The organism is Streptomyces sp. NPDC002138 (genome assembly GCF_040296485.1).
GTDB lineage: Bacteria > Actinomycetota > Actinomycetes > Streptomycetales > Streptomycetaceae > Streptomyces.
The window spans coordinates 125257-147475 of record NZ_JBEOXE010000013.1; the positions used below are offsets into that span (position 1 = coordinate 125257).

The 22219-nt window shown below is 69.5% G+C and carries 24 protein-coding genes; 10 read left to right on the plus strand and 14 right to left on the minus strand.

The genetic code is table 11. From position 1 onward, the window contains the following. Positions 1-30: 30 nt before the first annotated feature. Positions 31-267, plus strand: coding sequence for a helix-turn-helix domain-containing protein (locus ABT084_RS11680; RefSeq protein WP_351041151.1), 237 nt, complete (start codon positions 31-33; stop codon positions 265-267). A 334-nt stretch (positions 268-601) separates the two neighbouring features. Here the strand turns inward: ABT084_RS11680 and ABT084_RS11685 are convergent, their stop codons facing one another. Genes ABT084_RS11685 through ABT084_RS11695 form a run of 3 tightly spaced genes read right to left on the minus strand, consistent with a single transcriptional unit; the run spans position 602 to position 2952 of the window. Further along, complete coding sequence (locus ABT084_RS11685; RefSeq protein WP_351041154.1) at positions 602-1213, minus strand: hypothetical protein; 612 nt, start codon at positions 1211-1213, stop codon at positions 602-604. Then, complete coding sequence (locus tag ABT084_RS11690) at positions 1210-2478, minus strand: DUF7224 domain-containing protein (RefSeq protein ID WP_351041157.1); 1269 nt, start codon at positions 2476-2478, stop codon at positions 1210-1212. The genes ABT084_RS11685 and ABT084_RS11690 overlap by 4 nt, the downstream gene beginning before the upstream one ends. Before the next feature lie 3 nt (positions 2479-2481). Continuing rightward, positions 2482-2952: an ATP-binding cassette domain-containing protein gene (locus ABT084_RS11695; RefSeq protein ID WP_351041159.1), complete on the minus strand. Its 471-nt coding sequence runs from the start codon at positions 2950-2952 to the stop codon at positions 2482-2484. Between the two features lie 889 nt (positions 2953-3841). On the opposite strand from ABT084_RS11695, the gene ABT084_RS11700 reads away from it, so the two are divergent. Continuing rightward, positions 3842-4516 (plus strand): hypothetical protein, encoded by a 675-nt coding sequence (locus ABT084_RS11700; protein WP_351041161.1) that lies wholly within the window; start codon positions 3842-3844, stop codon positions 4514-4516. A 320-nt stretch (positions 4517-4836) separates the two neighbouring features. Next, positions 4837-5256, plus strand: coding sequence for a DUF6233 domain-containing protein (locus ABT084_RS38020; protein WP_502968899.1), 420 nt, complete (start codon positions 4837-4839; stop codon positions 5254-5256). An 853-nt stretch (positions 5257-6109) separates the two neighbouring features. On the opposite strand, the gene ABT084_RS11715 is transcribed toward ABT084_RS38020, so the two are convergent. The 4 genes from ABT084_RS11715 to ABT084_RS11730 all read right to left on the minus strand — a co-directional run bounded on the left by ABT084_RS11715 (position 6110) and on the right by ABT084_RS11730 (position 8644). Next, positions 6110-6652 (minus strand): transposase, encoded by a 543-nt coding sequence (locus tag ABT084_RS11715; RefSeq protein ID WP_351041164.1) that lies wholly within the window; start codon positions 6650-6652, stop codon positions 6110-6112. Then, on the minus strand, positions 6565-6822 hold the full coding sequence (locus ABT084_RS11720) for a transposase (RefSeq protein ID WP_351041167.1): 258 nt from the start codon (positions 6820-6822) through the stop codon (positions 6565-6567). The genes ABT084_RS11715 and ABT084_RS11720 overlap by 88 nt, the downstream gene beginning before the upstream one ends. Before the next feature lie 271 nt (positions 6823-7093). Then, the gene (locus ABT084_RS11725) at positions 7094-7675 is read right to left on the minus strand and encodes a hypothetical protein (protein ID WP_351041169.1); all 582 of its coding nucleotides are present in this window, start codon (positions 7673-7675) and stop codon (positions 7094-7096) included. Positions 7676-8314: 639 nt separating this feature from the next. Further along, complete coding sequence (locus ABT084_RS11730) at positions 8315-8644, minus strand: putative quinol monooxygenase (protein WP_351041172.1); 330 nt, start codon at positions 8642-8644, stop codon at positions 8315-8317. 59 nt (positions 8645-8703) lie between these two features. Between ABT084_RS11730 and ABT084_RS11735 the strand changes: the two genes are divergently transcribed. From ABT084_RS11735 to ABT084_RS11745, 3 genes are all read left to right on the plus strand, one after another. Then, positions 8704-9063 carry a MerR family transcriptional regulator gene (locus ABT084_RS11735; protein ID WP_351041175.1) on the plus strand — a complete coding sequence of 120 codons (360 nt, stop codon included), beginning with the start codon at positions 8704-8706 and terminating at the stop codon, positions 9061-9063. Positions 9064-9398: 335 nt separating this feature from the next. Beyond that, the gene (locus ABT084_RS11740) at positions 9399-9860 is read left to right on the plus strand and encodes a protein kinase domain-containing protein (RefSeq protein WP_351041177.1); all 462 of its coding nucleotides are present in this window, start codon (positions 9399-9401) and stop codon (positions 9858-9860) included. 10 nt (positions 9861-9870) lie between these two features. Next, a complete protein-coding gene (locus ABT084_RS11745) occupies positions 9871-10773 on the plus strand; it encodes a protein kinase domain-containing protein (protein ID WP_351041179.1) in 903 nt (300 codons plus the stop codon). On the opposite strand, the gene ABT084_RS11750 is transcribed toward ABT084_RS11745, so the two are convergent. Then, positions 10762-11559: a hypothetical protein gene (locus ABT084_RS11750; RefSeq protein ID WP_351041181.1), complete on the minus strand. Its 798-nt coding sequence runs from the start codon at positions 11557-11559 to the stop codon at positions 10762-10764. The two genes, ABT084_RS11745 and ABT084_RS11750, sit on opposite strands and share 12 nt — an antisense overlap. A gap of 317 nt (positions 11560-11876) precedes the next feature. Between ABT084_RS11750 and ABT084_RS11755 the strand changes: the two genes are divergently transcribed. The 3 genes from ABT084_RS11755 (at position 11877) to ABT084_RS11765 (ending at position 13358) form a co-directional block, all read left to right on the plus strand. Next, entirely contained in the window at positions 11877-12050 is a 174-nt protein-coding gene (locus ABT084_RS11755; RefSeq protein WP_351041184.1) for a hypothetical protein, read from the plus strand. 456 nt (positions 12051-12506) lie between these two features. Then, positions 12507-13115, plus strand: a complete 609-nt coding sequence (locus ABT084_RS11760) for a hypothetical protein (RefSeq protein WP_351041186.1) — start codon at positions 12507-12509, stop codon at positions 13113-13115. 39 nt (positions 13116-13154) lie between these two features. Next, entirely contained in the window at positions 13155-13358 is a 204-nt protein-coding gene (locus ABT084_RS11765) for a DUF6233 domain-containing protein (protein ID WP_351041189.1), read from the plus strand. A 292-nt stretch (positions 13359-13650) separates the two neighbouring features. Here the strand turns inward: ABT084_RS11765 and tkt are convergent, their stop codons facing one another. The 5 genes from tkt to ABT084_RS11790 form a co-directional block, all read right to left on the minus strand. After that, positions 13651-15864 carry a transketolase gene (gene tkt, locus ABT084_RS11770; RefSeq protein ID WP_351041191.1) on the minus strand — a complete coding sequence of 738 codons (2214 nt, stop codon included), beginning with the start codon at positions 15862-15864 and terminating at the stop codon, positions 13651-13653. A gap of 103 nt (positions 15865-15967) precedes the next feature. Further along, positions 15968-17611: a transaldolase gene (gene tal, locus ABT084_RS11775; RefSeq protein ID WP_351041194.1), complete on the minus strand. Its 1644-nt coding sequence runs from the start codon at positions 17609-17611 to the stop codon at positions 15968-15970. Between the two features lie 580 nt (positions 17612-18191). Continuing rightward, entirely contained in the window at positions 18192-18335 is a 144-nt protein-coding gene (locus ABT084_RS11780) for a hypothetical protein (protein ID WP_351041197.1), read from the minus strand. Between the two features lie 748 nt (positions 18336-19083). Next, positions 19084-19686: a gamma carbonic anhydrase family protein gene (locus ABT084_RS11785; RefSeq protein WP_351041199.1), complete on the minus strand. Its 603-nt coding sequence runs from the start codon at positions 19684-19686 to the stop codon at positions 19084-19086. A gap of 191 nt (positions 19687-19877) precedes the next feature. After that, a complete protein-coding gene (locus ABT084_RS11790) occupies positions 19878-20615 on the minus strand; it encodes an SCO6745 family protein (RefSeq protein ID WP_351041202.1) in 738 nt (245 codons plus the stop codon). 79 nt (positions 20616-20694) lie between these two features. Between ABT084_RS11790 and ABT084_RS11795 the strand changes: the two genes are divergently transcribed. Continuing rightward, positions 20695-21612 (plus strand): LysR substrate-binding domain-containing protein, encoded by a 918-nt coding sequence (locus ABT084_RS11795; protein WP_351041205.1) that lies wholly within the window; start codon positions 20695-20697, stop codon positions 21610-21612. Here the strand turns inward: ABT084_RS11795 and ABT084_RS11800 are convergent. Continuing rightward, positions 21609-21920 (minus strand): NIPSNAP family protein, encoded by a 312-nt coding sequence (locus ABT084_RS11800; protein ID WP_351041208.1) that lies wholly within the window; start codon positions 21918-21920, stop codon positions 21609-21611. The genes ABT084_RS11795 and ABT084_RS11800 overlap by 4 nt on opposite strands. Between the last annotated feature and the right edge of the window lie 299 nt (positions 21921-22219).

Genomic DNA, 22219 nt, shown 5'->3' on the forward strand with positions numbered 1-22219 from the left:
GCTGAGCCGCACCGGTAAGGGGGAAACGCAATGCACACGGGCTTTCTTCAGGAAGCCGACCGCGAGGCGGCCGGCGACACTTTGGCCGCGGAGATGCGGGCCAACCGCCTGCAGGACTTTCTCAAAGGACGGCGGGACCACCTCGACCTGAGCCAGTACCAGGTTGCCGTGCGCCTCTCCATCAGCGACCGCGCCTACGGGAACTGGGAGCGGGGCAGGGCCAAAGCCGCCAACCCGGCCGAGCTGATCGAGGACTTCCTGGCGTGAATCCGGTCTCCGACACCTTCTCCTGGCCACCCTGCCCGCCTTCACCTCGTCGGTCCCCCTCCCGTACGAACCCCTGCCGGTCCCGGCCAGGGAACCTGTGGACACGGAGACCATCCCTGCCTGGGCCACCGCCAACGGATGCCAGGTCCCGCCGCGGCCGACTCCCCGCGAACATCCGCCAGGCCCGGGAAGCGGCCAACCCGACCTGACCGGCCCGGACGCGGGCAGCCCGGGCCGGCCGTACGACCACCGGGGCAGTCGGCCCCGGGGGGGCGGCGAGGCAACGGTCTCGCGACGTCCCTGTCCGGTTGCGCACCGTGCGGACGAGGGCTTGCTACCGCCATGGGGTCCCGCGCGGCAGGAGGCCGGTTCCGGGCGGCCGGAGCGCGCTGAGGGCGCAGCCTGTGGTCAGGACGGCGGCGGTGGCGACGAGGGCGGGGGCGGAGTTGGGTTCGTGGAGGACCAGTGCCCACGGTTCGGCTCCGCCTGTGGTGCGCCAGCCCGCGGCCGCGCAGACGAGTGGGAAGGCAGCGGTGAGTGGTGCGGCGACGCGGTGACCTGTGAGGGGATTGAGGATCAGCGCGATGCCGAAGTAGACGGCCGTGTTGCGGCCGACCGAGGCGGCGATGCCGGAGCTGCCCGCGAGGTGCGCGACCGCGGAGATGGCCAGGACCACTGCGGTCAGGGTTGCGGCGAGGGTGGTGTCCCAGCGGTGAACGGGCCGTACCGCGGTGGCCTCCATCGGTGATCCGGCGCGGCCTGTGCCGCTGAGCCACATGACGGCGGGCAGGACCGTGACCAGCTGTGCCAGGACGAACTGGCCCGCTTGGCCGGTCAGTACGGGGACCGGGAGTTCGATGTTCCCGATGGCCAGGCCGGCGAGGGCCGTCAGCAGGGTGCAGGCGGTGAGGACGGCTACGGAGCGGGAGCGGAGCCACCAGATCACCGGGCGGCCCCGGGGATGTCGAGGTGCGGGGGCTGGTCGCAGGTGGTCAGCGCCTGGCGGTTCATTTCGTACCAGGCCAGCTGTGTCTGGTGGGGCTGGTCGAGGACTTTGCGTACGAGGGCCGTTTCCTGGGGGTTGGTGCGTCCGGGGTTCGGTGGGTTGTGGGTGGCGATGGCGATGATCCAGGCCATCAGCGGGGCGCGGGCCGGGTAGGCGGCGAACTTTCCGGTGGTGCGGGCACAGGCCGGGAGCGCGGGGAGAGCGGTGCTGGCCAGGTTGGCGGCGAGGTCGTCGGCGCGGGGGTTCTCATTGATGCCGAAGACGGCAGTGTCGGCGGCGGGTGCCGCTTTGCGGTTCTGGGTGAGGGTGGCGGGTACCGGCAGCCCTGCCTCGGTGATGCGGGTGGCGTACGTGCGGGTCCGCTGGATGACCGTGGCGTCGTCGGCGACCTCGGGCCACAGGCAGATGCGCGGCCGGGCCTTGGCGTCGCAGACCAGTTCGGAGGTGTCGCGGGCGATGACGGGTTCGTAGCCGAGCGGCTTGGCCAGGGCGACAGCCCCCGCGGCGCCCGCGGCAAGAAGGACAAGTGCGAGTACCGCGTGACGCGCTGACCTGCGGTGAATGAGGATCAGGGCGGCGCCGCACACCCCGCCCGCGAACAGGACCGCAGCCCAGACAGCTGTCGGGTCGATGACGCTGCCGATTGAGCAGCAGCTGCCGAAGCCGCCCGCGACGAGCTGGCGCGGCCAGGCCGATTCCCAGGAGGCGGGAAACGCGGTGAAGAAGAAGCCCGCGAGGAGGGCGATCGGGGCGGCAGCGATGCCGGGCAGGAGCGAGCCCAGGACATAACCGGCCAGCGTGGTGGCCGCGAGCAGGGGTCCCAGTGCGGCCGCCATGCCCAGGTGTGAGAACGGGGGCAGGGCGCCGACGGCGGTGGCAGAGATGGCCAGGGCTATGCCGAGGCCGACGACGCCCATCGTCCAGACCGGGACGAGGACGGGGAGGGCGATCGTCAGTCGGCCACGGACAGGGGCCTGGTCCAGGACACGTCCGCGCCTGAGCCGGGCGGCTTCCCATGCAGCGCTGCCGGCGCACGCGGCGGCGGCGAACGGCAGTGCCATGGAGGCCTTCCCGAGCGCCGAGGGACCGTACCCGTGGGTCACGAAGCTGGTCAGTGTGTCGTTCAACAGCAGCCCGATGAACGCGGCCAGCAGGACGGCCATGACGGTGACGGAGGATGAGCGGAGGAGTGTGCCGGTCAGCATCGTTCAGATCTCCTGCCCGACGAGCCGCGCGTACGCGGTCTCCGCCCGCTCCCGGTCCCCGGTTGCCTCCGGGGCGAGAGCCTGGAACTCGGCGGGGCTACCGTGGAAACGCACCGTGCCCTGGTCCAGGACAATCACCTGGGCGTAGAGCGCGGCGAGGTCTTCCGTCTGGTGTGTCGAGACGAGCACCTGGACCGTCGGGGACAGTTCTTCGACGAGGTGAGCGACGCTCTTGCGGTACGCGGCCTGCTTGCGGCCCTCAGGGCGCAGCCGGTTGAAACTGAGCGCCCCGTCCGTTGGGGTCAGCTGGGAGGCGGCAAGGCCCATCAGGGTGGACTTGCCCGCTCCGTTCGGTCCTAAGAGGACCGTCGCGGGCGCGGCGACGGTCAGTGAGAACCCGCTGAACACCGGTGTCCGCCTGCCGTATCTGAAGGTGATGTCATCGAATACCGGAGCCATCTGTGCGACGCGCAATCCGCCGCCCCTCGGCCGAGCGGGGGCGGCATGTCGTGGGACCATGGGTGGGAGGGTGTCCCGGCGCTGAGACCGCCGGGACACCCCTTCTTGCGAGCGTGGTCGTTACCAGTCGATTTTCACGTAATCGACAGCCAGATAGCCACCGTGGATCACGGCTGTCGAGCCGGAAGTAGTACTGGCCGGCGTCGTCGGGGTCGTTCCAGTCGACCCAGCCGCAGTAGTTCACCCGGTAGCCAGCTTTCCGGGCTGGGCCACCCCGCTGAGCGCTTTGCTTGGCTGTACGAGCCAAGCCGCGTAGGCCCTCCGAGACATCTGCCACCACTCACCGCACCCCACACGGTAGGCCCCACCGGTCGGCCCGCCCCCTGGCAGCGCACGGCCCGCACCTCGCCCCCGACCACGCGGGAATGAACCACCGGCCGACCCACGGCGCGGCAGCTGGCGCCCCATCGGCCCGGGCGGCCCACCCCGCAGCACCGACCGACCTACGACACGCGGGAGGACCTTGGAGACCCGCACGTCCGCCACGCCCGATAGCCCGCGGCGCAGTTGCAGGCGGCCAACCGCGAGCAGAAGCTGCTATTCGTCACAGTTGAACGTTCAGTGAAATTCGGCGGCTTGCTTCCTTTGCCATCGGCGGCTACGAGGTGAAGGATGGCGTGTATGGGGACTGGCTCCTGTCCACACGCCCCAGCGAAAGAGGTTTCCTGAGGAAACTGCGGGCCAGTCCGGACTCCCAGTCGTGTTTTTACAACAGGGAACCATCATGAGCAGCACTCAGCGACGCCGTCGAATTCCTGCTTGTATCGGCGCATCATGTTTGGTTGCAGCACTTTCCCTCTCAACAGGTGCAACTATCGTTGCGGCAGCTCCCCAAGCTCGAGTGATGGCAACGCAGGACGATTCCGGCGGTGACCAGTCCGGGACCGACACCAGCGGTTCCGACACCGGCAGCCAGACCGACACCGGCAACCAACAGGGCACCGACCCCAGCCACCCTCAGACCGACACCAGCAACCAACAGGGCACCGACCCCAGCCACCCTCAGACCGACACCAGCAACCAACAAGGCACCGACCCCAGCCACCCTCAGACCGACACCAGCAACCAACAAGGCACCGACCCCAGCGGCAAGTCCGAAGCCCAGCGCGCATGCGAGGCGGCGAACCGACCTTGGGCCGAGACTCAAGGCGGCGGGTTCTGCGGCCAATTCGACTCGATCACAGGTTCGCCAAACGAGGAGACAGACGGACAGAAGAAAGAAAGGGAGATCGCGGAAAAGACACTAGCGACAACCGAATGCGTGCAGAGCGCTGCTAAGGCGGCATTTTTCGCAGTCCATCCAGAACTCAGAGGTCTCGGCATTGTGGTCAAGGTTCTCACCGTGGGGAGCATGGTGACAGCCGCCGGAACAGACCTGAGCAGCGGAAATACCGAAAAGGCGGCTTGGAAGATCGCTGAAATCATCCCAACGGTCACGAAGGGGAAGCTAGAATCACCGGGGGCGACGGGTGCGGTTGTAACATGTGCAAAAGTCGTGCTTGAACTCATCACGAAATAATGAGCGGCGTCTGCCCTCGGTTGGGCAAGGCCTGGACTCGCTGACGTCCGGCTGAACGGTGAGGGCCGATAGTCTCCCCCTGAATGCCCGTCACGGCGGCGTCGCTCCTGCCGTAGCGCTCACCGCGCTGGCATTCCGCTCGGGAGCTCCGCCGTCCGGACGGTGTTTCCGAAAGTCAGCCGTCGCGTCTCAGCCTCCTGCGCTGCCTGGAGAAGGTGCAGGTCAACGATCTGCAGCGCACCAGCGACTGGATCGCCGCCGAGGAACAGCGTGAGGCGGCGGCCGCCGCGCGGCGCCCGGCTCCGCCGCCGCCGGACTGAATGGTCGAGTACCGCATCGGGAGCGGGCGCCCGCCGGTGCGCGTGCACGTCGGGGGCTGCTGGGACACCCGCAGCCGGTGCAATGCCGCCAGTGCCGACGCCGCCCGCCAGGTGCTGGCCGAAGGGGTCGAAGCGTGCACCCACTGCCTCCGGGTACCGCCCTCGCGTGCTGGAGTGAGCAGCTGCGCGCCCGCAGGTGGGCGCATGGACGCTGACACGCCACGGGTGGTCATCGCCTCGCCCGACGGCCAGGGCCGGCGATGCGTCCGCGTCGACGGGGGCGGACTTTGGGCGCGCAGCGATCTGCGCGACATCTTGGAGTTCCTGCGCCGGGCCGGCCTCGACCCCGACCACGTCGACCCTCACGAGGGCACCCTCTTCACGTGGGACGGCGGCGGCCCCGACTGGAAGCAGCGGTAGGGCACCCCCTGGGCGAGCCGGGTTCGGCCAGCTCGCTGATCTGGGAGTCGTGCTCAACCGGTAGCAGCACAGGACCCCCATTCCAGAATTGCGGAATGGGGGTCCTGTGCTCAGAGGAGGGTGCCGTACAGGGTTCGGCGGTCGCCGGTGACGGCGTAGCGGCGGGCAGCGAGACCGGCAAGGAGGTGATCACCTTCAGATCGACGGTTGTCGTCACCGAGCCGCGAGTAAGCCGTGCTCAGGTGGGCTTGCTGCCTCAGGCTTGCCCGACGCGGAGTGGGCTTAGAAGCCATTGTCTTTCCGAGCGTGATGGGTGTGTTTCCGCTGGTCAGGGATGGGGCCGGTGTTTCGGTGGCAGGGACGAGATGTCGTGTCGTCTCTTCGGCGGAGGTGCCGGATGCCGTCGGTGATGGGGCTGTTGGAGGAGCGTGAACGCGCCGCTCGGCAGCGGGTGGATGCCCTTCAGGCCGAGCTGCGGGAGGCAGCGGCCGTGTGGGAGCGGATCGTGACCACCCGTGAGACGGCCGAGGTCCTGGCGGAACCGAGCGGAGGCCAGGACGTGTCACCGGTCGTGGTGGTCGACGAGGGGCCGGCGCGGGTTGTGGGTGCGGTGCCCGGCTCGGTGGTGCCGGTGTGGCGGGAAAACCTCGTTGCTGCGGCGCTGGCGCCGGATTACCGGCAACTCGTGGCTGCTCTGACCAGTGAGAGCGGATCGCGTGCCGGGGCGATGGACTGTCGGCAGCTCGCGGTGGTGGTTGGGCTGGAGCCGGTGCCCGCGAAGGTGGAGGGCGTGCGGTCGAGGGTGAAACGCCTGGCCGCGCCGGGATGGCTGGCGGAGGACGTCCGGGGATGTTCAGCGCGGTCGCCGGGCGAGGCGGCGGATCATGACCATGCTCATCGACCACCTGATCATCGCCTCGGCGCTGTCGGTGCGGGTTTCGTAGTAGCGGGCCAGGCGGCGTGAGTGCATCAGCCATGCGAACGTGCGCTCGAGAAGCCATCTTTTCGGCAAGACGACGAAGCCTGTGGTGTCGTCGCTGCGTTTGACTACCGTCAGCGCGATCCGCAGCATGTTGCCGGTGAAGTCGACGAGTTGGCCGGTGTAGCCGCCATCCGCCCAGACCAGCGTGATGCGCCAGTGCCTCTCGCGTAGCCGGGCCAGCAGTATCTGTCCCGCGTCCCGGTCGGTGACGGACGCCGCCGTGACCGCGACGGCCAGGAGCAGTCCGAGGGTGTCCACCACGATGTGGCGCTTGCGGCCGTTGACCTTCTTGCCGACGTCGAAGCCCCGGGTCGCGGCCGGCGGCTTCACGGCCGGTCCCGCAGCCGGTCGTGGAACTCGGCCGTCCAGCCCTTGTCGCGCCAGCGTCGGCAGAAGGCGTAGACGCGGTCCCATGCGGGGAAGTCCGCGGGCATCGACCGCCAGGAGATACCACCCGCGACCAGGTAGCGGACCGCGTCAACCATCTGCCGGTGGCAATAACCCTCCGGCTGACCGCCCCGGTCCTCCAACCAGCCCGGCACCGAAAGTGCGGCACGGACCGCGGCCCATTCCGCGTCCGTCATGTCCGAGCGGATACCGAGGCTCCCGGCTCGGACGATCGCCCGCGTTCCCGTACATGTGGGCGAGGCAGTCACACGACCGGGAAGAAGAGCTGGACGGCGCGGTGGACAGCACGAAAGACTGCGGCACCAGAGTCTCCTGACGCTCGGATGGATTCGACACCCACGAGCTGTTCGGGAGGCCCTGCCTTCATGCCCAGACCACCGGAAGATCACCCGGCCGGGCAACCACACTCGAACTCACGCCCACCATGATCGATAGAAAAACGGCTACTTACAGGCCCCGGTAGTGCGCGATGAGGTCTTCGGCCTGGTCCGCGTTGATGCCCAGCGCGGCGCCGACTTCCCCCGGGTCCATCGACCGGCCCGCGATATGGGCGGCGTCGTAGCCGATGCTCTGCGCGAGGATCTCCAGCCGGCTCGCGGCCTTCAACACCCCGGCCGGTGCCTCGTCCACGAGTCGGTCGAGCGCCTCGGTCAGCTGCGCCAGCAGGTGGTCGACCTCCTTGGGGAACGCGATCGTTAATTCCTCGACGGTGGCGATGTGCCGGTCCCAGTCCTCCCGGCACTTCGCCGCGTCCTCGTGCGCCGGATCGCCCTCGTACAGGGGCATATCGCCGATCCGTTCGCGGTCCAGCAGATGGCGCTCGCCGGTCCAGCCGCACCCGCACACCGCGCGCAGCAGCTGGGCGCGGGGCCCGTAGAACGGGCGGCCGCTGTAGCCGGCCCAGAAGTCGCTCGTATGCCCGATCGCGGAGTTCCCGTCGAAGTACACCGGCTCGGGCACGCTCCCGTCCTCCAGCAGCACCCCGACCCGGCCCTCTCGTGCGACGTTCCGAACTGCTCCCTCGTCCACGACTCGTTCCGCATTCCCCGAACCCCTTTCCGCCCCCGCACGCGTGGCCGCGGGCGCCCCACGACCGTCGCGCACTCCGTGACCCGCGCGGGGCAGAATCCGGAAGAATAGGGCGAAGGCTCGACGCCACAACGAGTTCAGGGTCCACCGGGTGTCAGCACCAGGGCGGAGGTGCCGACTGCCCGCCGGGATACGGATAGACCTCTTCCCTCGGCTATCGCGTGGAAAGAAGTGTCGCTTTCCCAAGGGGGCTTGCCCACGGCCTCTGACCTGCACAGATGGAAGATCAGCGGGTTCGGGGGGTCCCACCTCCTCACACCTGCGGTCCCCCGCCTGGTGCAACCCTCCAGACAGCTCTCCAGCCTCCCTCCGGTGCCACCCTCACCGGCCCGTGCGGCGTCTCGCACGGAGCGGGTGTGCCTCGCAGCGATAGATGTCACCTCGCATTCCTTAACTGTCACCACACAGCCGTTCGCCCTATTGACCGTGTCGCCGCGCGTGCCCCGTCGCATTTCAGTTGGAAGGCTCGCAGCCCTTCGCGTCCACGGTGGCCGATTCGCCATGGATCTTGCTTCGACCGCGGGGCTTGCCTCCTGCTCCACCCGGTTCGGTGCACAGGGCCTGCCATGGGCGTCCGCCTCAGGCGGAAACGGGTTCGGCCTCGGCGTACGGGCTGAGCATGGTGTCGAAGTAGCCCTCCGGCGCTCCCTCCAGGAAGGTCGACAGATTTTCCAGGAAGGCGCGCAGCGGGGGCGTCGCGTTGTGCCGGTCCAGGTCTTCCTGAGAACGCCAGACCTCGTACAGGAAGAAGCGGCCGTCCTCGTGCTCGTGGAGGTGGTACTGCAGGTTGCCGGGCTCGTGACGGGTGGGTTCCACGAAAGAGGAGAGGATTCGCCGGACCTCGTCCGCACGCTCCGGCCTGGGTCGCAGGAAACCGTAGAGGGCTATGGGGCGATCTGTGTTTGTCATGGCCCTCACGCTAAGATCTCACACCGATGTGAGGTTCAAGGGGTTGTGAGGAGCACCACATGAAGATCGGCGAGCTCGCCGCCGCGACCGGCACCTCCGTCCGGCTGCTGCGCTACTACGAGGAGCAGGGCCTCCTGGAGTCCTACCGCCTCGGCAGCGGCCACCGCCGCTACGACGACAGCGCCCCCGCCGTGGTCCGGCGCATTCGCGCGCTGCTGGACGCCGGCCTTCCGACGCGGGTCATCCGCGACCTGCAGCCGTGCATTCGCCTGGACGGCACGATCGCCGGATGCAAGCTGGAGACCCTCCAAGAACACCTCCAGGGTCTGGACGACCGGATCTCCGCGCTGTCGGAAACCCGCACCTCCCTGGCCGGGCTGATTTCCGCCACCCGGGCCCGCGAGCCGAGGCTCGTGTAGGACCGCCACCGCTACCGCGCGGCCGCGGCGGCGTCTACGACCTCTGGGCCGCTGTCGCCCGTGCAGCCCGTGCAGCCCGTGCAGCCCGTGCAGCCCGTGGCCCGAGCATCCGCGAAGGCCAACTCTTTCGGGAACGAGGCCACATCGCATTCCCAAGCCAACTGGCAGACCCACAGGTCAGAGCCGCGCCCTCTGCCACCCGGAATGCGACAGGACAGCGCGGGTGATGCCTTTGGAGCGGAAAAGACTTCGCGGGGCCGGCTCTGGGCGGCCTGCTGACGGACGAGGCTCCCCTCCGTGGCCGCGCCTCGCCCGGCGATTCCTGGTCGGCTATCGTGCATGACCATGTCCATGCAGGGGGAGTTAGACCGGGCCGTTACGTCCTTGGCCGCGAGCCGATCGCGTCGGGCGGAATGGGGACCGTGTGGCGTGGCTATGACGGGAAGCTGAAGCGTGCTGTCGCCGTGAAAGAGCTTCGGTTCGCCGAGGGTTTGAACGAGTCTGAGCGTGCCCGGCAGAAGGCCCGGGTGATGGTCGAGGCGCGGGCCGCTGCTTGCCTGGACCATCCGGGGATCGTGCCGGTGTACGACGTGATCGAGGACGACGGCCGTCCGTGGATCGTCATGCGCCTGGTGCCCGGGCGGTCTCTGGCCCAGGAGGTCGAGGCGTCAGGGGCATTGAGCCCGCAGCGGACGGCCGAGATCGGACCGGAGATCCTCGCGGCGCTGGAAGCCGCCCACGCCGGGAGGCATCCTGCACCGGGATGTCAAGCCACAGAACGTACTTCTGGGTCCTGACGGCAAGGCAGTGCTGACCGACTTCGGGATCGCTTCCGTCATCGGTGCCACGCAGCCCTTGACCGCGACCGGGATGGTCGTGGGCACGGTGGGCTACATGACCCCGGAACGGTTGTCGGAATCCGGGTCGAGGCCCAAAGCGGATCTGTGGTCGCTCGGCGCAACGCTGTACTTCACGGCCGAGGGCCGATCGGCCTACAACGCCGACGATGTTGTCGCCATGATCGCCGCAGTCGCCTCCCGTGACCCCCAGCCGATGCTGCGGGCCGGCACGCTCGCGCCCGCCATCGCGGGGCTGCTGGTCCGTGACGTCGACACTCGCTGGGACACGGCCGCGGCCAGGACGTACCTGCATGCGGTCGTCGCCGGCGGCTCAGGCCTCGAGACGACGGCACTTCTTCCGCCGGCTCCGCAGACACCGACCAAGCCGGCCCCGGGCCTTCCGTGGAACCAGGATGTCCCCCCGGCCACACCCAGGACCGAGGACCTCCCCGGCCGCCCACCCCGCGCACGCGGACTGACGTGGCTGGTGGCCTTTACGGCAGCCGCGGCACGAGCAACGCTTCACCGAGGGATGCACCAGCGTCACCCTCCTCCACAGCGACTCGTTGCCGACGACGCGCCCGTCACCTACCAGATGGTCCGCGCCCACGTTGCCACCCTCCGCGGGGCTCCGGCCGGCCCGCCGCTGTGGCCGCCGACGGTGCGGCAGGTGACCGGCTGGCTCACCCGTCACCCCACGACCCTGACCGAGGAAGACCGGGCGGGCCTGAAGGAGGTCCTGGCCCGGTGCCCCGAGCTGGACAAGGCCGCCGGACACGTCCGCGACTTCGGCGAGATACTCACCGACCGCCTCGGCGCCATGCTCCCCACCTGGATCGACGCGGTACCGCCGGTTGGGTCAGGTCCGTGAGACGGTGAGCCGCCCGCCCGGGCAGGCGCTCTGCCAGGCATCCGGATTCTGGAGGGGCCGAGTCAAGCAGCGGTACCGGACCAGGTCCGATCGCTCGGCCGAAGTCAACTTCCTTGGCTCGCCGCGGAAGTTCCGGTCTGAGTCGGGCTCCTCATCGATGTCGAAGTGGAAGGCGGCATCGGTGAGGTAGTCGCGGCGGAAGTCGGTTTTCCACTGCGAGTTGCTGCCCCAGCTCAGCGACCCGTCGGAGGTCTCCCGGTAACGGCGCATGAAGACGTTGTGGAGCGGCGACCTGTCCGCGATGCCCGCCGTCAGGTGCCGGGCGCCAGCGCGCACCGTTATGCCAGTGCGGCTGAACAGCATCTGCCCGAACATCAAGCCCGGCCAGAGCGTCCCGGTGATCTCGACCGGCGCCCCCGGGTCCTCGTGCTGCGCGACGTGGACGACCTCGTGGAAGAACGGATCGAACGCGACGTCACCGATCGGGGCCATGCCGAGCCGGGCGAAGGCAGCCAGATACTGGTCACGTGTGACATGCGGCCAGCGTTCAGGCTCGTGGATGTCGTGCGCCCAAGGCATCTCAGAGCCCGGCGGAAGCAGCGGCTGGAACTTGTAGATCAGCGCGTCGCTGACCCGGCTCAGCGCGTACGCCGTCTCCAGCGGATCGCCAAACTCGTACTCGGTCCGCGTCCATCCGCCGAAAGCGGCCAGCGGCGCAAGGGCCTTCAGGACGGCATCGGCATGCTCCTCCAGCCACGGATCGACAACGGCGAGGAAGGCGTCCACGCCCTGGTACTCCTCCACAGAGTGGAAGAGTCGGCGGACACACAGTGTGGGGATCACGCATCGCAGCGTAGGCAATCCAGTCCCCGCAGTCGACCAGGATTCCCATCAGACGGTCTCAGGGTGCATGGTCGGTCAGCCCGGTGCCCTGCGCGTACCTCACACCGACACCGGCTCTCCACAACCGAACACCGAGGTAACCCTCCGCGACAGCTCCCCAAGATCTGTGCCAGAACCTCAAACCCACCGACCACCCGCCAGCTCGTCGGGCTTCGGCAGGCCGGTGTCGACCCCGGCACGTCCTGCCGCAGATGGGCCGCATGACCGCCGGAGTCCACCAGGCCGTCGCCGCGAACATCGCGCGGACGAAGGCGGAGGGCACCGACCGGTGGGCCGAGGGCATCGACGTCGCCCGGATCCTTCTCGACGCGCACGCCGCTGGGGCGGGCGTTGACCAGACCGTCGCCGCCGTCACCACCGCGGCCGCGACCTGACTCCTTGATGACACGGCCTATGCTTGCCGTTTAACGTCGGGCGGCCGACGGCAGCTGCCTGGGAATCCGTGCAGCCGTCACTGTCGCTCGGCAGCGAGTGCCAGGTCATGGATCATGAAGTGGAGTTGCACGTCGTCCGTCGACTCCGCCGACAGTCCCTCGGCGTCGAGCACGGAGGCCGCGACCATCCGAGCCTGAGCTTGCCGTTTATCCACCAACTTCGAACTGGGCTCGAAGTTGGTCGGAGCGTCCCCAGTTCACCGGGCGTGCGAGAGGCCGGGCCTCGATTCCCACTCCGGCAGCCACACCTGGCAGCTCACCGGTCCGGAATACGACCGGTGGCGCACGGCCGCCCCACCGACAGTGGCCTCTTTAAGCCTATCCGCGCCCGGACGCGCCGCCCTAGCATCACCCGCGACGAAGCGAGACCTTGCGCCAACGGGGGAAGGGACACGCATGAAGCTCAACATCAAGTCCGGGGTAGCGGCGATTCGAAGCTCGGGCCGGCGTCTGGCGGCCGTAACGGGAGTCATCTGCTCCACTGCCGCCCTGCTGACCGCGGTGGGCACCGTCCCCGCCCACGCCGCTACGTGTTACAACTCCCAAAATCTCCAGCCGCTCGGCCCCTCCACGCCTGTGACGGTGAGCAACAGATACGGCTCCACCACGATCGGGTACCTGTACATCGGCTGGGACAAGACCTCCTTGTGTTCCTACGCCGAGATCGACTGGCTCAACGACAGCAGCGGCCGCAACTGGAGCAACAACGTCTCGGGTGACATCTACCTGAACTGGAACCCCCCCGGCCACAACAGCGCCGAAGGCAAGCACCACTTCAACGCCGGCCAGGCCAACTCCTGGGTGTCCTGGTTCATCTACCAGGGCCCCGGCACGGGCTACACGCCCGGCCGGTCCTTCACCGCCGCCGTCGACAAAATGAGCATCCTCATCGCTGCCCCGTGGGGCGGCTTCACCACCTGTACCACGGGGGTCAGGATCGGATCCACCCACGACTTCTCCAGCGGCTGGAACAGCGGCCCCGGCAGCGTCAACTGCAACTACTAGGTCCTCGGGGAGCACCGCCCTTCAGGCTGGGCCCTGGCGATGATGCACGAGGCCCGGGGCCCGGCCCGTCGCGTGCTGCACGCGCCGGACTGCCAAGGGGCACCCGAGGGTGCGCCCCTGCTCGACGGGCAGCGCGCCCTAGACGTCGCGGACACCCCGGGGACGCGGCTGTGCACGCTGTGCGGATGTGCACGGAAGCGGACGCCGATGCTGCGCGGCTTCGACCACAGCGGCGACTCCTGACTCGCGTCGGTCAGGGTGTGTCTCCGAAGTAGTGGAAGCAGCAGACGACACCCGCGCCGCCGGGCGGCGCGGTGCGCCGTGATCGCGGTGACGACGCGGAGTCCGGCCGTCCCCGGTGCGCCCGCGGCCGGTCTCTCCGTCGTCGTGGGAAGCGGGCGCACGGCGGTCGTCCCCTTTCGCGGGGCGTGGGCGGGCGGTCGGGGGCCGCGACACCGTAGTCGACGCAGTTACGGCGCGGTGAGATCCGACCAGCGCGCTCCCTCCTTATGGCCGTGAGGTGCCGGCGTCAGGCTCAGGGGCGGTCGCCGGTGCCGCCCTCCGAGGGGGCCGCGGTGTGCTGGTGTCCGCCGGGGCGGGGGGCCCGGGTGATGTCGTGGATGCTGTCACGGGCGGCTGCGGCGACCGCTTCCGGGGTAATGCCGAATTCGGTGTAGAGGCGCTGGTAGTCGGCGGAGGCGCCGTAGTGTTCCAGGCTGATGATGCGTCCGGCGTCCCCGACCACCTCGCGCCAGCCCTGTCCGACGCCGGCCTCGACGCTGACCCGGGCACGCACGGTTGGTGGCATGACCTCGTCCTGGTACTCCTGGGGCTGAGCGGCGAACCATTCGCGGCACGGCATCGACACCACCCGCACCGCCAGGCCCTCGGCGGTCAGCAGATCGCGTGCGTCCAGGGCGATGTGGACCTCGGATCCGGTGGCGATCAGGATGACCTCGGGCACCGCGACGTCGGCGGTGCCGGCGAGGACGTAACCGCCGCGGGCCGCTTCCAGGGCCGGAGCGTACTGGCCGTTGCTGCGGTCCAGGACGGGCAGGCTCTGGCGGGAGAGGATCAGGCCGGCGGGCCGGTCGGTGTGTTCCAGGATGGTCTGCCAGCAGGCGGTGGTCTCGTTCGCGTCGGCGGGCCGCACCACGTCGAGGCCGGGGATGGCGCGCAGTGCGGCGAGGTGTTCGACGGGCTGGTGGGTGGGGCCGTCTTCTCCGAGGCCGATGGAGTCGTGGGTCCAGATGTAGGTGGCGGGCAGCTGCATCAGGGCTGCGAGGCGGACGGCGGGACGCATGTAGTCGGAGAAGGTGAGGAAGGTACCGCCGTACGGACGGGTGAGGCTCTGCAGGGCGATGCCGTTGAGGATCGCGCCCATGGCGTGTTCGCGGATCCCGAAGTGCAGGGTTCGTCCGTAGGGTCCGCCCTTCCAGTCCTTGGTCTGCCGGTCGGCCGGCAGGAACGAGGGTTCGCCGTCCATGGTGGTGTTGTTGCTCCCGGCGAGGTCGGCCGAGCCGCCCCACAGCTCCGGCAGTACCGGGGCCAGCGCGGTGAGGATCTCACCGGAGGCGGCGCGCGTCGCCATCCCCTTCGGATCGGCGGGGAAGGTGGGTAGGGCGTCGGTCCAGCCGTCTGGCAGCTTTTGGGCCTGGAGGCGGTCCAGTAGTGCGGCGCGATCGGGCTGCGCGGCGCGCCAGGCCGTGAACGCCTCATCCCATGCGGCGTGCGCCGCGCGGCCGCGGTCCGCCGCCTTCCGGGTACGGGCCAAGACCTCGTCCTCGACGGCGAAGTGCTGATCGGGGTCGAAGCCGAGGAGTTGCTTCGTGGCCGCGATCTCGTCCCCGCCCAGTGCCGACCCGTGGGCCTTGCCGGTGTTCTGCTTGGTCGGGGCCGGCCAGCCGATCAGGGTCCGCAGCATGATCAGTGACGGGCGTCCGGTCTCGGCCCGAGCGGCGCGGACCGCGGCGAGCAGGGCGTCGACGTCCTCGACGTACTCGCCGGTGATGGTCCAGTCGACGCTCTGCACGTGCCAGCCGTAGGCGGCGAAGCGGGCGGGCACGTCCTCGCTGAAGGAGACGCCGGTGTCGTCCTCGATCGAGATGTGGTTCGAGTCGTAGAAAACGGTCAGGCCGCCCAGTTCCTGGTGCCCGGCCAGGGATGCGGCCTCGGCGGTGACGCCTTCCATCAGGTCGCCGTCGGAGGCGATGACGTAGACGTGGTGGTCGAAGGGGCTGGTGCCGGGCTCCGCGTCCGGATCGAGGAGGCCGCGTTCGCGGCGCGCGGCCATCGCCATGCCGACCGCACTGGCCAGACCCTGTCCCAGCGGCCCGGTGGTGATCTCCACCCCGCGGGTGTGGTGGTGCTCGGGGTGACCGGGGGTCGCCGAGTCCCAGGTCCGGTACGCCTCCAGATCCGACAGTTCCAGGCCGTATCCGGCCAGGTACAGCTGGATGTAGAGGGTGAGGCTGGAGTGCCCGCAGGACAGGACGAACCGGTCCCGGCCCAGCCACTGGTCGTCGGCCGGGTCGTGATTCATGACGTTCTGGAACAGCAGGTACGCCAGCGGGGCCAGGCTCATCGCCGTCCCCGGATGCCCGTTGCCGACCTTCTGGACCGCGTCGGCCGCCAGCAGCCGCACGGTGTCCACCGCGCGCACGTCCGCCTCGTCCCAGCCCGCACGTTGGGCTAGCGGACTCGCCACGGACCTGTCGCCCCGTGCTGCACCCGACTCCTTGCTCATCATGCTGTCCCTTCGTCAAACGGACGGACCGCCCCAGCGGGCCGCCCGCCGGTGGATACTCCCTCGCGGCCGTGCCGTCCGAGACCCGCCGATGCCCTCATGGCGGTCACCGCTCGGCCGTCGGCCCAGATCCCAGCGTCCGGGCCGCCGCGGCGGAGCGGACCTCCTCCAGCGTGGTGCTCTGCCGCTCGGCGCGGTCCAGCAGTACGTCGAGGTCGTCGGCGTGGAGGCGGCTGTCGGTCCGGGCCAGTGCGCGCAGGGTGCGCCAGCAGGCAGCCTTGCCCTGGACGCCTGCCAGCATCGCTTCTGCCTCCAGGACATCGCTGAGCGGGGAGCGGGAGAAGAGGTGTCCGTTGGTCTTGAGGCGTCCCGCCTTCTCCGCCAGCCAGCCCGCGGCCGTCTTGGACTGGCTGGTCGACACGCCCAGGTCCGTCATCATCCCGGCCAGTGCGTCACGGTCCTCGTCGACCTGCCCGGCGAGGTCGGCGAGCAGGGGGCCGTCCTGCTCGCCTTTGCGGGCGTCCGCGGCGCGGCGGAACAGCTCCAGGCCGCCGGTGGCGGCGGCGTAGTGGTCGCCCAGGTAGATCGCCAGGAGCTCGGCGCCCTCGGAGTCGCCCTCCTCTGTTGCGGGCTTCGCACGCATTTCGCGGGCGACCGACGCGCCGAGCTCGCTCCAGCTGTCCTCGAACTTGGTCAGCCCCTCGCGCTCGAGGGTGTCAGTGACGTCGGTGAAGTCGATGCCGACCTGTTCCAGCGCGGCGAAGTGGGTCCTGGCGGCCGTGAAGTCGTCCACGGTGGGCGCGTGCGCGGGAAGGGTGCCGTGGTCGGCGAACGCGGCCAGCGTGCCGCCGGGCATGGTGTTGACCGTGCCCGCGATCGCGAGCTCGCGGACGTACATCGTGTCGGGGTAGGAGGGGTCCTTCACTCCGGTGGAGGCCCACAGCGGCCGCTGCGTACGGGCTCCCGCCGCGGCGAGGCGCTGCCACCGCGGGTCCACGAGCATCTGCTCGTAGGCCTGGAAGGCGAGGCGCGCGTTGGCGACGGCGGCCTTGCCCTTGAGCGCCAGCGCCTCCGCGGAGCCGATGGCGTCGAGTCGGCGGTCGACCTCGGTGTCGACCCGGGAGACGAAGAACGAGGCCACCGAGTGGATGTCCGCCAGCTCGCGACCTGCGGCCTGAGCCTGCTCCAAACCGCGCAGGTAGGCGTGCATCACCTCGCGGTAGCGGTCCAGGGAGAAGATCAGGGTGACGTTGACGCTGATGCCCTCGGCGGTGACCGCGGTGATCGCGTTCAGCCCCGCGTGGGTGGCTGGGATCTTGATGAACAGATTCGGCTGGCTGACCGTCTTCCAGAGCTTGCGGGCCATGGCGACGGTGGAGCCGACGTCCTGCGCCAGCCGCGGGTCGACCTCGATGGACACCCGTCCATCGACCCCTGCGGTCCGCTCGTAGACGGGACCCAGGACGTCACAGGCATGGCGCACATCATCGGTGGTCAGCGCGAAGACGGCGTCGTCGACGCCGACGCCCTCCCCGCCCAGGCGCCGCAGCTGCTCGTTGTAGCGGTCCCCCTTGGACAGGGCCGAGGCGAAGATCGTGGGATTCGTGGTGACCCCCACGACGTGCTTGTCCGCGATCAGCTTCTTCAGCTCTCCGCCGGCAAGAAGTTCGCGGGACAGATCGTCGAGCCAGACCGATACACCGGCTGCGGACAGGGCGGCGAGCGGGCCGGATTCAGCGGACAGGGGCATACGGGACCTCCAGAGCGGTACGGCGCCGCGCACGCTGAGGTTGCTTTCGCCCGGAGGGCGGACTGCCGGCGGCGGCACTCGCACAGTGGTTCTCTCCCCGCCTGCCCGGATCGCCCCCCAGCAAGCGCAATTCCCGAAACGACCGGCTTGAGGCCGAGGGCTGCAGATCGGCCCGCCGCCCGTCAGGTCCAGGCGGCCGTGCAACTGGCGGACGACCGGATCGGTGCCCAGGTGCACCACCCGGCGCCTGGCGTGTAGGTACGTCCGCAGGTACGTCCGCAGAATCTGTCGGAGCGCGCTCGGGGCCTTCGCGGTGAGCTCCGTCTCGACGGCGACGACGCCTTCTCCGGGCAGCACCAGGACCAGGTCCGGCCAGTGCGCGCGGACACCGTCCGCCAGGAGCTCGCTCCGCCGCCCGGCGGGGCACGGCCTCGGCTGTGCGGACTTCCCGCTCGGTGAGCACGATGTGCCCCTTCGCCTCTTGCGGAGCCCGACGTCAGCGAGCGCCAGGCGGTGCCGCAGCCGTTCGCTGAGCAGTCGGGCCTCGCTCATCAGGCGTATTCGGGTGCGTGCCGTCTCCTCACGGTCGTTCCAGAACGCCGTAGCGGCCTGGCGCAGCGTCGGCGTCCCGTACCGTGTCGCGGTCGCGGTCGCGGTCGCCAGGAACCGTTCGTCCGTGCAGATCGGAACCGCACAGGCCGGTGGTGGTGATCTTGACGATCACGTCGTCGGGGTCGCGGATCGGCAGACCGCGCCGGAATGGGTGCGCAGGGCAGGGCCCGTGTCCTGCGCGCTCTGGTGCAGTACGACCGGACCGAACCCGGGCCCCGGTGTCCCTCACGGGATACCGGGCCTCCACCACGGGCGCGCCCACCCCGGTGAGCCGCAGCGTGCACCAATCCCCACCTCAAGCGGTACGAGATCAGGACCGCCCGCAGCCGGCTCTGCGGCAGAGGGAACGGCCAGCCCAGAACGCCACTGCGCCCCCTGGGCGCTCCGTATGCACCCCTGAAGTGCACACCTTTCGGAGTCGGCATCGGGGTCGGAGCCAGGGGCGGTCTGCCGACCGGTCGCCGATGCCAAGGGCGTCGGCTCGGTGCACCGCGGCCGTCTCCTGTCTCCCGGCTCCCGCGCCCTCTTCCGCAGCGACCCTCCCCCGTACGAGCCACCCACCCCGCGGCCGCCCGGCCGTCCCTGGTGATGCACCACACAGCGAACTGACAACCCGTCTAAGCTTGTTCTCCATGGCCTGGCCTGATCGCGTTCGATGACGGTCTCGGGATATCTGACGGTTTTGCCACGTCGTAGATCCTGCTCGCTTATTCGGGGGTGGGCTCTGTTCACGAGGAAGGCCAGTAGTTCGACAGCGGCTCGAGAGGCACCAGGCCGTCGGGACCGGGCGGGAGTCACGAGTGCGGCTTGCCTGGTGGAGCCGAGCGGTGGATGGCAGGACCGAGCTCCTCCGGCGGGGCTCAGATCTGCTGGTCGTTGCTGTGGCGGCCGAGGCCGCGGCCGAAGCGTTCGGAGAGGGCCGGCATCAGGCTCTCGCCGTCGGCTGGGCGGTCCAGGCCGAAGACGTAGCCGGGGAAGTCCAGGTTCTTCTGCACCGCCCAGATCCCGTCGTGGTCCTGCGGCGGAAGGATGCGCACCGGATCGCCGACGGCGACCCAGCCGATCGGCACCATCGAGTCGGCGGGTAGCACGGTGCGCAGATGCACGATGCCGTTGATCCGCACCTCGGAGCGGGTCCCGATCCGTGCTCCGTTGAAGACGCGGCTGCCGGTGGCCAGGAAGACCTCGTCCTCGACCCGGCAGCCGGTCAGGTAAGAGGTGGGGCCCACCAGGACCTGCCGTCCGAGAATCAGCGGGTCCCGTCGGGTACCTCGCAGGACCGCGTTCTCCATCACGATGCTGCCGTCGCCCAGCTCCACGGGTCCGCCCTCGGCGGTGAGCACTGCACCGAACAGCACCCGGCACCCGGCCCCCACGCGCACGTCCCCGCACAGCGTGGCGGTGGGAGCAACATAGGCCGTGGGGTGGACCGTCGGCGAACAACCCTCGTGAGCGATCAGCATGGCCGCGATCATGCCGCGCCCTGGGGCGCTGTCGCACACCATTCCACCAGGCAAGACCCGCGTCGGCCTGGCTGAGTACCTGCGAGAGGACGCTCTGCTGGTTTTCGTCGGATTCGGCTCGTTGGCGTCCAGGGCTGGTGGTGACGCGACCGGCTGGTCTTCGTGCTCCTGTTGGTGTTCTCGACGTCCGGTCATGGGGTCAGGGAGGCGGTCAACGCGTTGACGAGCTGGGCGAATTCGGTACGTTGCCGGTCGGTCAGTGTGGCGTAGAGCGGTGCCTGCAGCTCATCGGTGAGCTGCTCGGCACGCTGCCATCGGGGGATCAGGGTTGCGGCAACGGGATGTGGCTCTTGCCAGCCGTAGCTGGTTGCCTGCTCGACACCGAGGTTGATGACCATTGCCGATCGGGCGCTCAGCCCGCACAGGCGCACCGCCGCCAGATGGCAGGCGCCACGGTGTTCCCGCAGTACGTGGATGCGCTGCATGGCCACACCGACCGGGTCGTCGGCGGGGCAGTGCTGCGCGCGCCAGCCGGCGAACAGAGGCAGTGCGTCGGCGTCGGCGGCATCGATCAGCTGCTGTGCAAGGCGGTTGAAGTGCTCCACGTCGACGCCGGCGGGAACGTTGGTGCGCCCCCACTCCCGTACGGCCTGCGCATAGCAGGCGGCGGCTTCTCCAGCCGGCATCACGGACCGCCCCGCCAGCCATCCCGCGGTGACCAGGCGGGGGCCGAGGAAGCCCTGTACCGCTTGGACCACTGAGGCCGGGGCCTCGCCGAGCACCCCGAACCGTCCGCGGCAGTAGAAGCCACGCCCCGGGAGAAAACCGGCACGCAGACCGACGGCGGCGGTCGCCTCGTCGGACATGAACTCGTCGCCGAAATCGTGGATGGGCCGGGCAACCGCGGCGATGCACTCGAAGATCTCCATGCGCCGAAGGTCGCTCACCATGACTCGACAGGTCAAGGGGGTGATTTCTGATGGAACCCTTTAGGTAATCTATCGAGTCATGCTGGATATCCGCCGTCTGCACATGCTCAGGACCGTCGCCGCCCGCGGCTCCATCGCCGCGGCCGCCCAGTCACTGGCGTTGTCCGCCGGTGCCGTGTCCCAGCAGCTGTCCGCGCTGCGGCACGACGTGGGTGCCGATCTGCTGCGCCCCGACGGGCGAACCGTGGCACTGACGGAGGCGGGTCGGGTGCTCCTCGAACACGCCGACCGGATCCTCGCCGCCGTGCAGGAGGCCGAGAGTGCCGTCGCAGCGGTCAAGGGCACGGTCGGCACCACCGCCACGCTCGCCGCGTTGCCGTCGACCGTCGCCACGATCGTGGCCCCCGCGCTCACCGCACTGGGCTCACACCACCCGCAGCTCACCGTGACCTGCTTTGTCACCGACCAGGCGCAACTGCGGGAACTCACGCTCGGCACCGTCGATGTGGTGCTGGGGCAGCGCTATCACCACCTGCCCGACACCGCGCCCCGGGGCATCGCGATCTCCCCGCTGCTCGACGATCCGCTGCTCGTCGTCACCGCGGCCCAGCAGGCCGACGAGCGGCCCGTCGTGCTGCGCGAACTGGCCACGCACAGCCTCGCCGTGCCGCCGCCGAACACGGACTGCGGACAGGCCATCCTGCACGCCTGCCACCAGGCCGGCTTCACACCCACGACGCGCTACATCACCGCCGACATCGCCGCCCAGCTCGCCCTCGCACGGGCCGGCCTCGCCACCGCGCTCGTCCCCCGGACGGCCATCGACCCGGCCACACCCGGAATCCGCACAGCACCCATCGAGGACCACCCGATCCTGCGCCTGCTGTTCGCCGCGACCCGTCACACCGAGACCGCGAACCCGACGACCACGGCCGTCGTCGCAGCGCTGCGCACCGCCGCGCGGCAGGGTCGCGCCACGCACCTCCCGGCGGTCTAGGACAGGCCGTCGAGCGGTCGGAGGAAGCGGCGCTCGTACCGCTTGATGCAGCGGGTGTCACGAGCCAGCTGGAACGCTTCCTGGCACTCCGCGTCGGACATGCTGTCCGTGCGGTACTGCTCGTACGCGGCCAGGCTGGGAAAGGAGAAGAGGGCGTAGGCGATGTCGCTGTCGCCCTCACTCGGCAGGAAGTAGCCGTGGTGCGTCCCGCCGAAACGGTTGACGAGCCGGACCCAGCGGCGACCGTACTCCTCGAAATCCTCGAGCTTGTCAGCGTCGACCTCGTACTTCAGATGAATGGTGATCATGCCTGCATGATGCCGTGTGACGGTTCGGACTTCGTGAGCAGGACCACTTCGTAAGCAGAACCAGGGGGTCACGCGGCGAGCCAGAGGTCGAGCCGGGCGAGGTGGCTGACGCGGGGTCTGCTCCATCTCCTGGAGCTGCACCGGTGCGCGGAGAGCAGAGGGCTGCGGGTCCTGGTCACCGGCCGGCAGCCGCAGCATCAGCAGTGCATGGCCATCGTGGCCGGTATCCCCGGGCCCCGGGCAGGAACCGGGGAACGCTACGCCCTGGCCGGGTTCCGCCGGCTCCCCGAGGAAAAGGT

Excerpts from the sequence above, each read along its gene's own strand:
- ABT084_RS11680 (WP_351041151.1), top strand. The coding sequence starts at position 31 with ATGCACACGGGCTTTCTTCAGGAAGCCGACCGCGAGGCGGCCGGCGAC.
- ABT084_RS11720 (WP_351041167.1), bottom strand. The coding sequence starts at position 6,822 with ATGACGGACGCGGAATGGGCCGCGGTCCGTGCCGCACTTTCGGTGCCG.
- ABT084_RS11690 (WP_351041157.1), bottom strand. The coding sequence starts at position 2,478 with ATGCTGACCGGCACACTCCTCCGCTCATCCTCCGTCACCGTCATGGCC.
- ABT084_RS11785 (WP_351041199.1), bottom strand. The coding sequence starts at position 19,686 with ATGCTGATCGCTCACGAGGGTTGTTCGCCGACGGTCCACCCCACGGCC.
- tkt (WP_351041191.1), bottom strand. The coding sequence starts at position 15,864 with ATGATGAGCAAGGAGTCGGGTGCAGCACGGGGCGACAGGTCCGTGGCG.
- ABT084_RS11715 (WP_351041164.1), bottom strand. The coding sequence starts at position 6,652 with ATGGGACCGCGTCTACGCCTTCTGCCGACGCTGGCGCGACAAGGGCTG.
- ABT084_RS11790 (WP_351041202.1), bottom strand. The coding sequence starts at position 20,615 with ATGGAGATCTTCGAGTGCATCGCCGCGGTTGCCCGGCCCATCCACGAT.
- ABT084_RS11700 (WP_351041161.1), top strand. The coding sequence starts at position 3,842 with ATGGCAACGCAGGACGATTCCGGCGGTGACCAGTCCGGGACCGACACC.
- ABT084_RS11735 (WP_351041175.1), top strand. The coding sequence starts at position 8,704 with ATGAAGATCGGCGAGCTCGCCGCCGCGACCGGCACCTCCGTCCGGCTG.
- ABT084_RS11730 (WP_351041172.1), bottom strand. The coding sequence starts at position 8,644 with ATGACAAACACAGATCGCCCCATAGCCCTCTACGGTTTCCTGCGACCC.
- ABT084_RS11760 (WP_351041186.1), top strand. The coding sequence starts at position 12,507 with ATGAAGCTCAACATCAAGTCCGGGGTAGCGGCGATTCGAAGCTCGGGC.
- ABT084_RS38020 (WP_502968899.1), top strand. The coding sequence starts at position 4,837 with ATGGTCGAGTACCGCATCGGGAGCGGGCGCCCGCCGGTGCGCGTGCAC.
- tal (WP_351041194.1), bottom strand. The coding sequence starts at position 17,611 with ATGCCCCTGTCCGCTGAATCCGGCCCGCTCGCCGCCCTGTCCGCAGCC.
- ABT084_RS11765 (WP_351041189.1), top strand. The coding sequence starts at position 13,155 with ATGATGCACGAGGCCCGGGGCCCGGCCCGTCGCGTGCTGCACGCGCCG.
- ABT084_RS11795 (WP_351041205.1), top strand. The coding sequence starts at position 20,695 with ATGCTGGATATCCGCCGTCTGCACATGCTCAGGACCGTCGCCGCCCGC.
- ABT084_RS11755 (WP_351041184.1), top strand. The coding sequence starts at position 11,877 with ATGACCGCCGGAGTCCACCAGGCCGTCGCCGCGAACATCGCGCGGACG.
- ABT084_RS11800 (WP_351041208.1), bottom strand. The coding sequence starts at position 21,920 with ATGATCACCATTCATCTGAAGTACGAGGTCGACGCTGACAAGCTCGAG.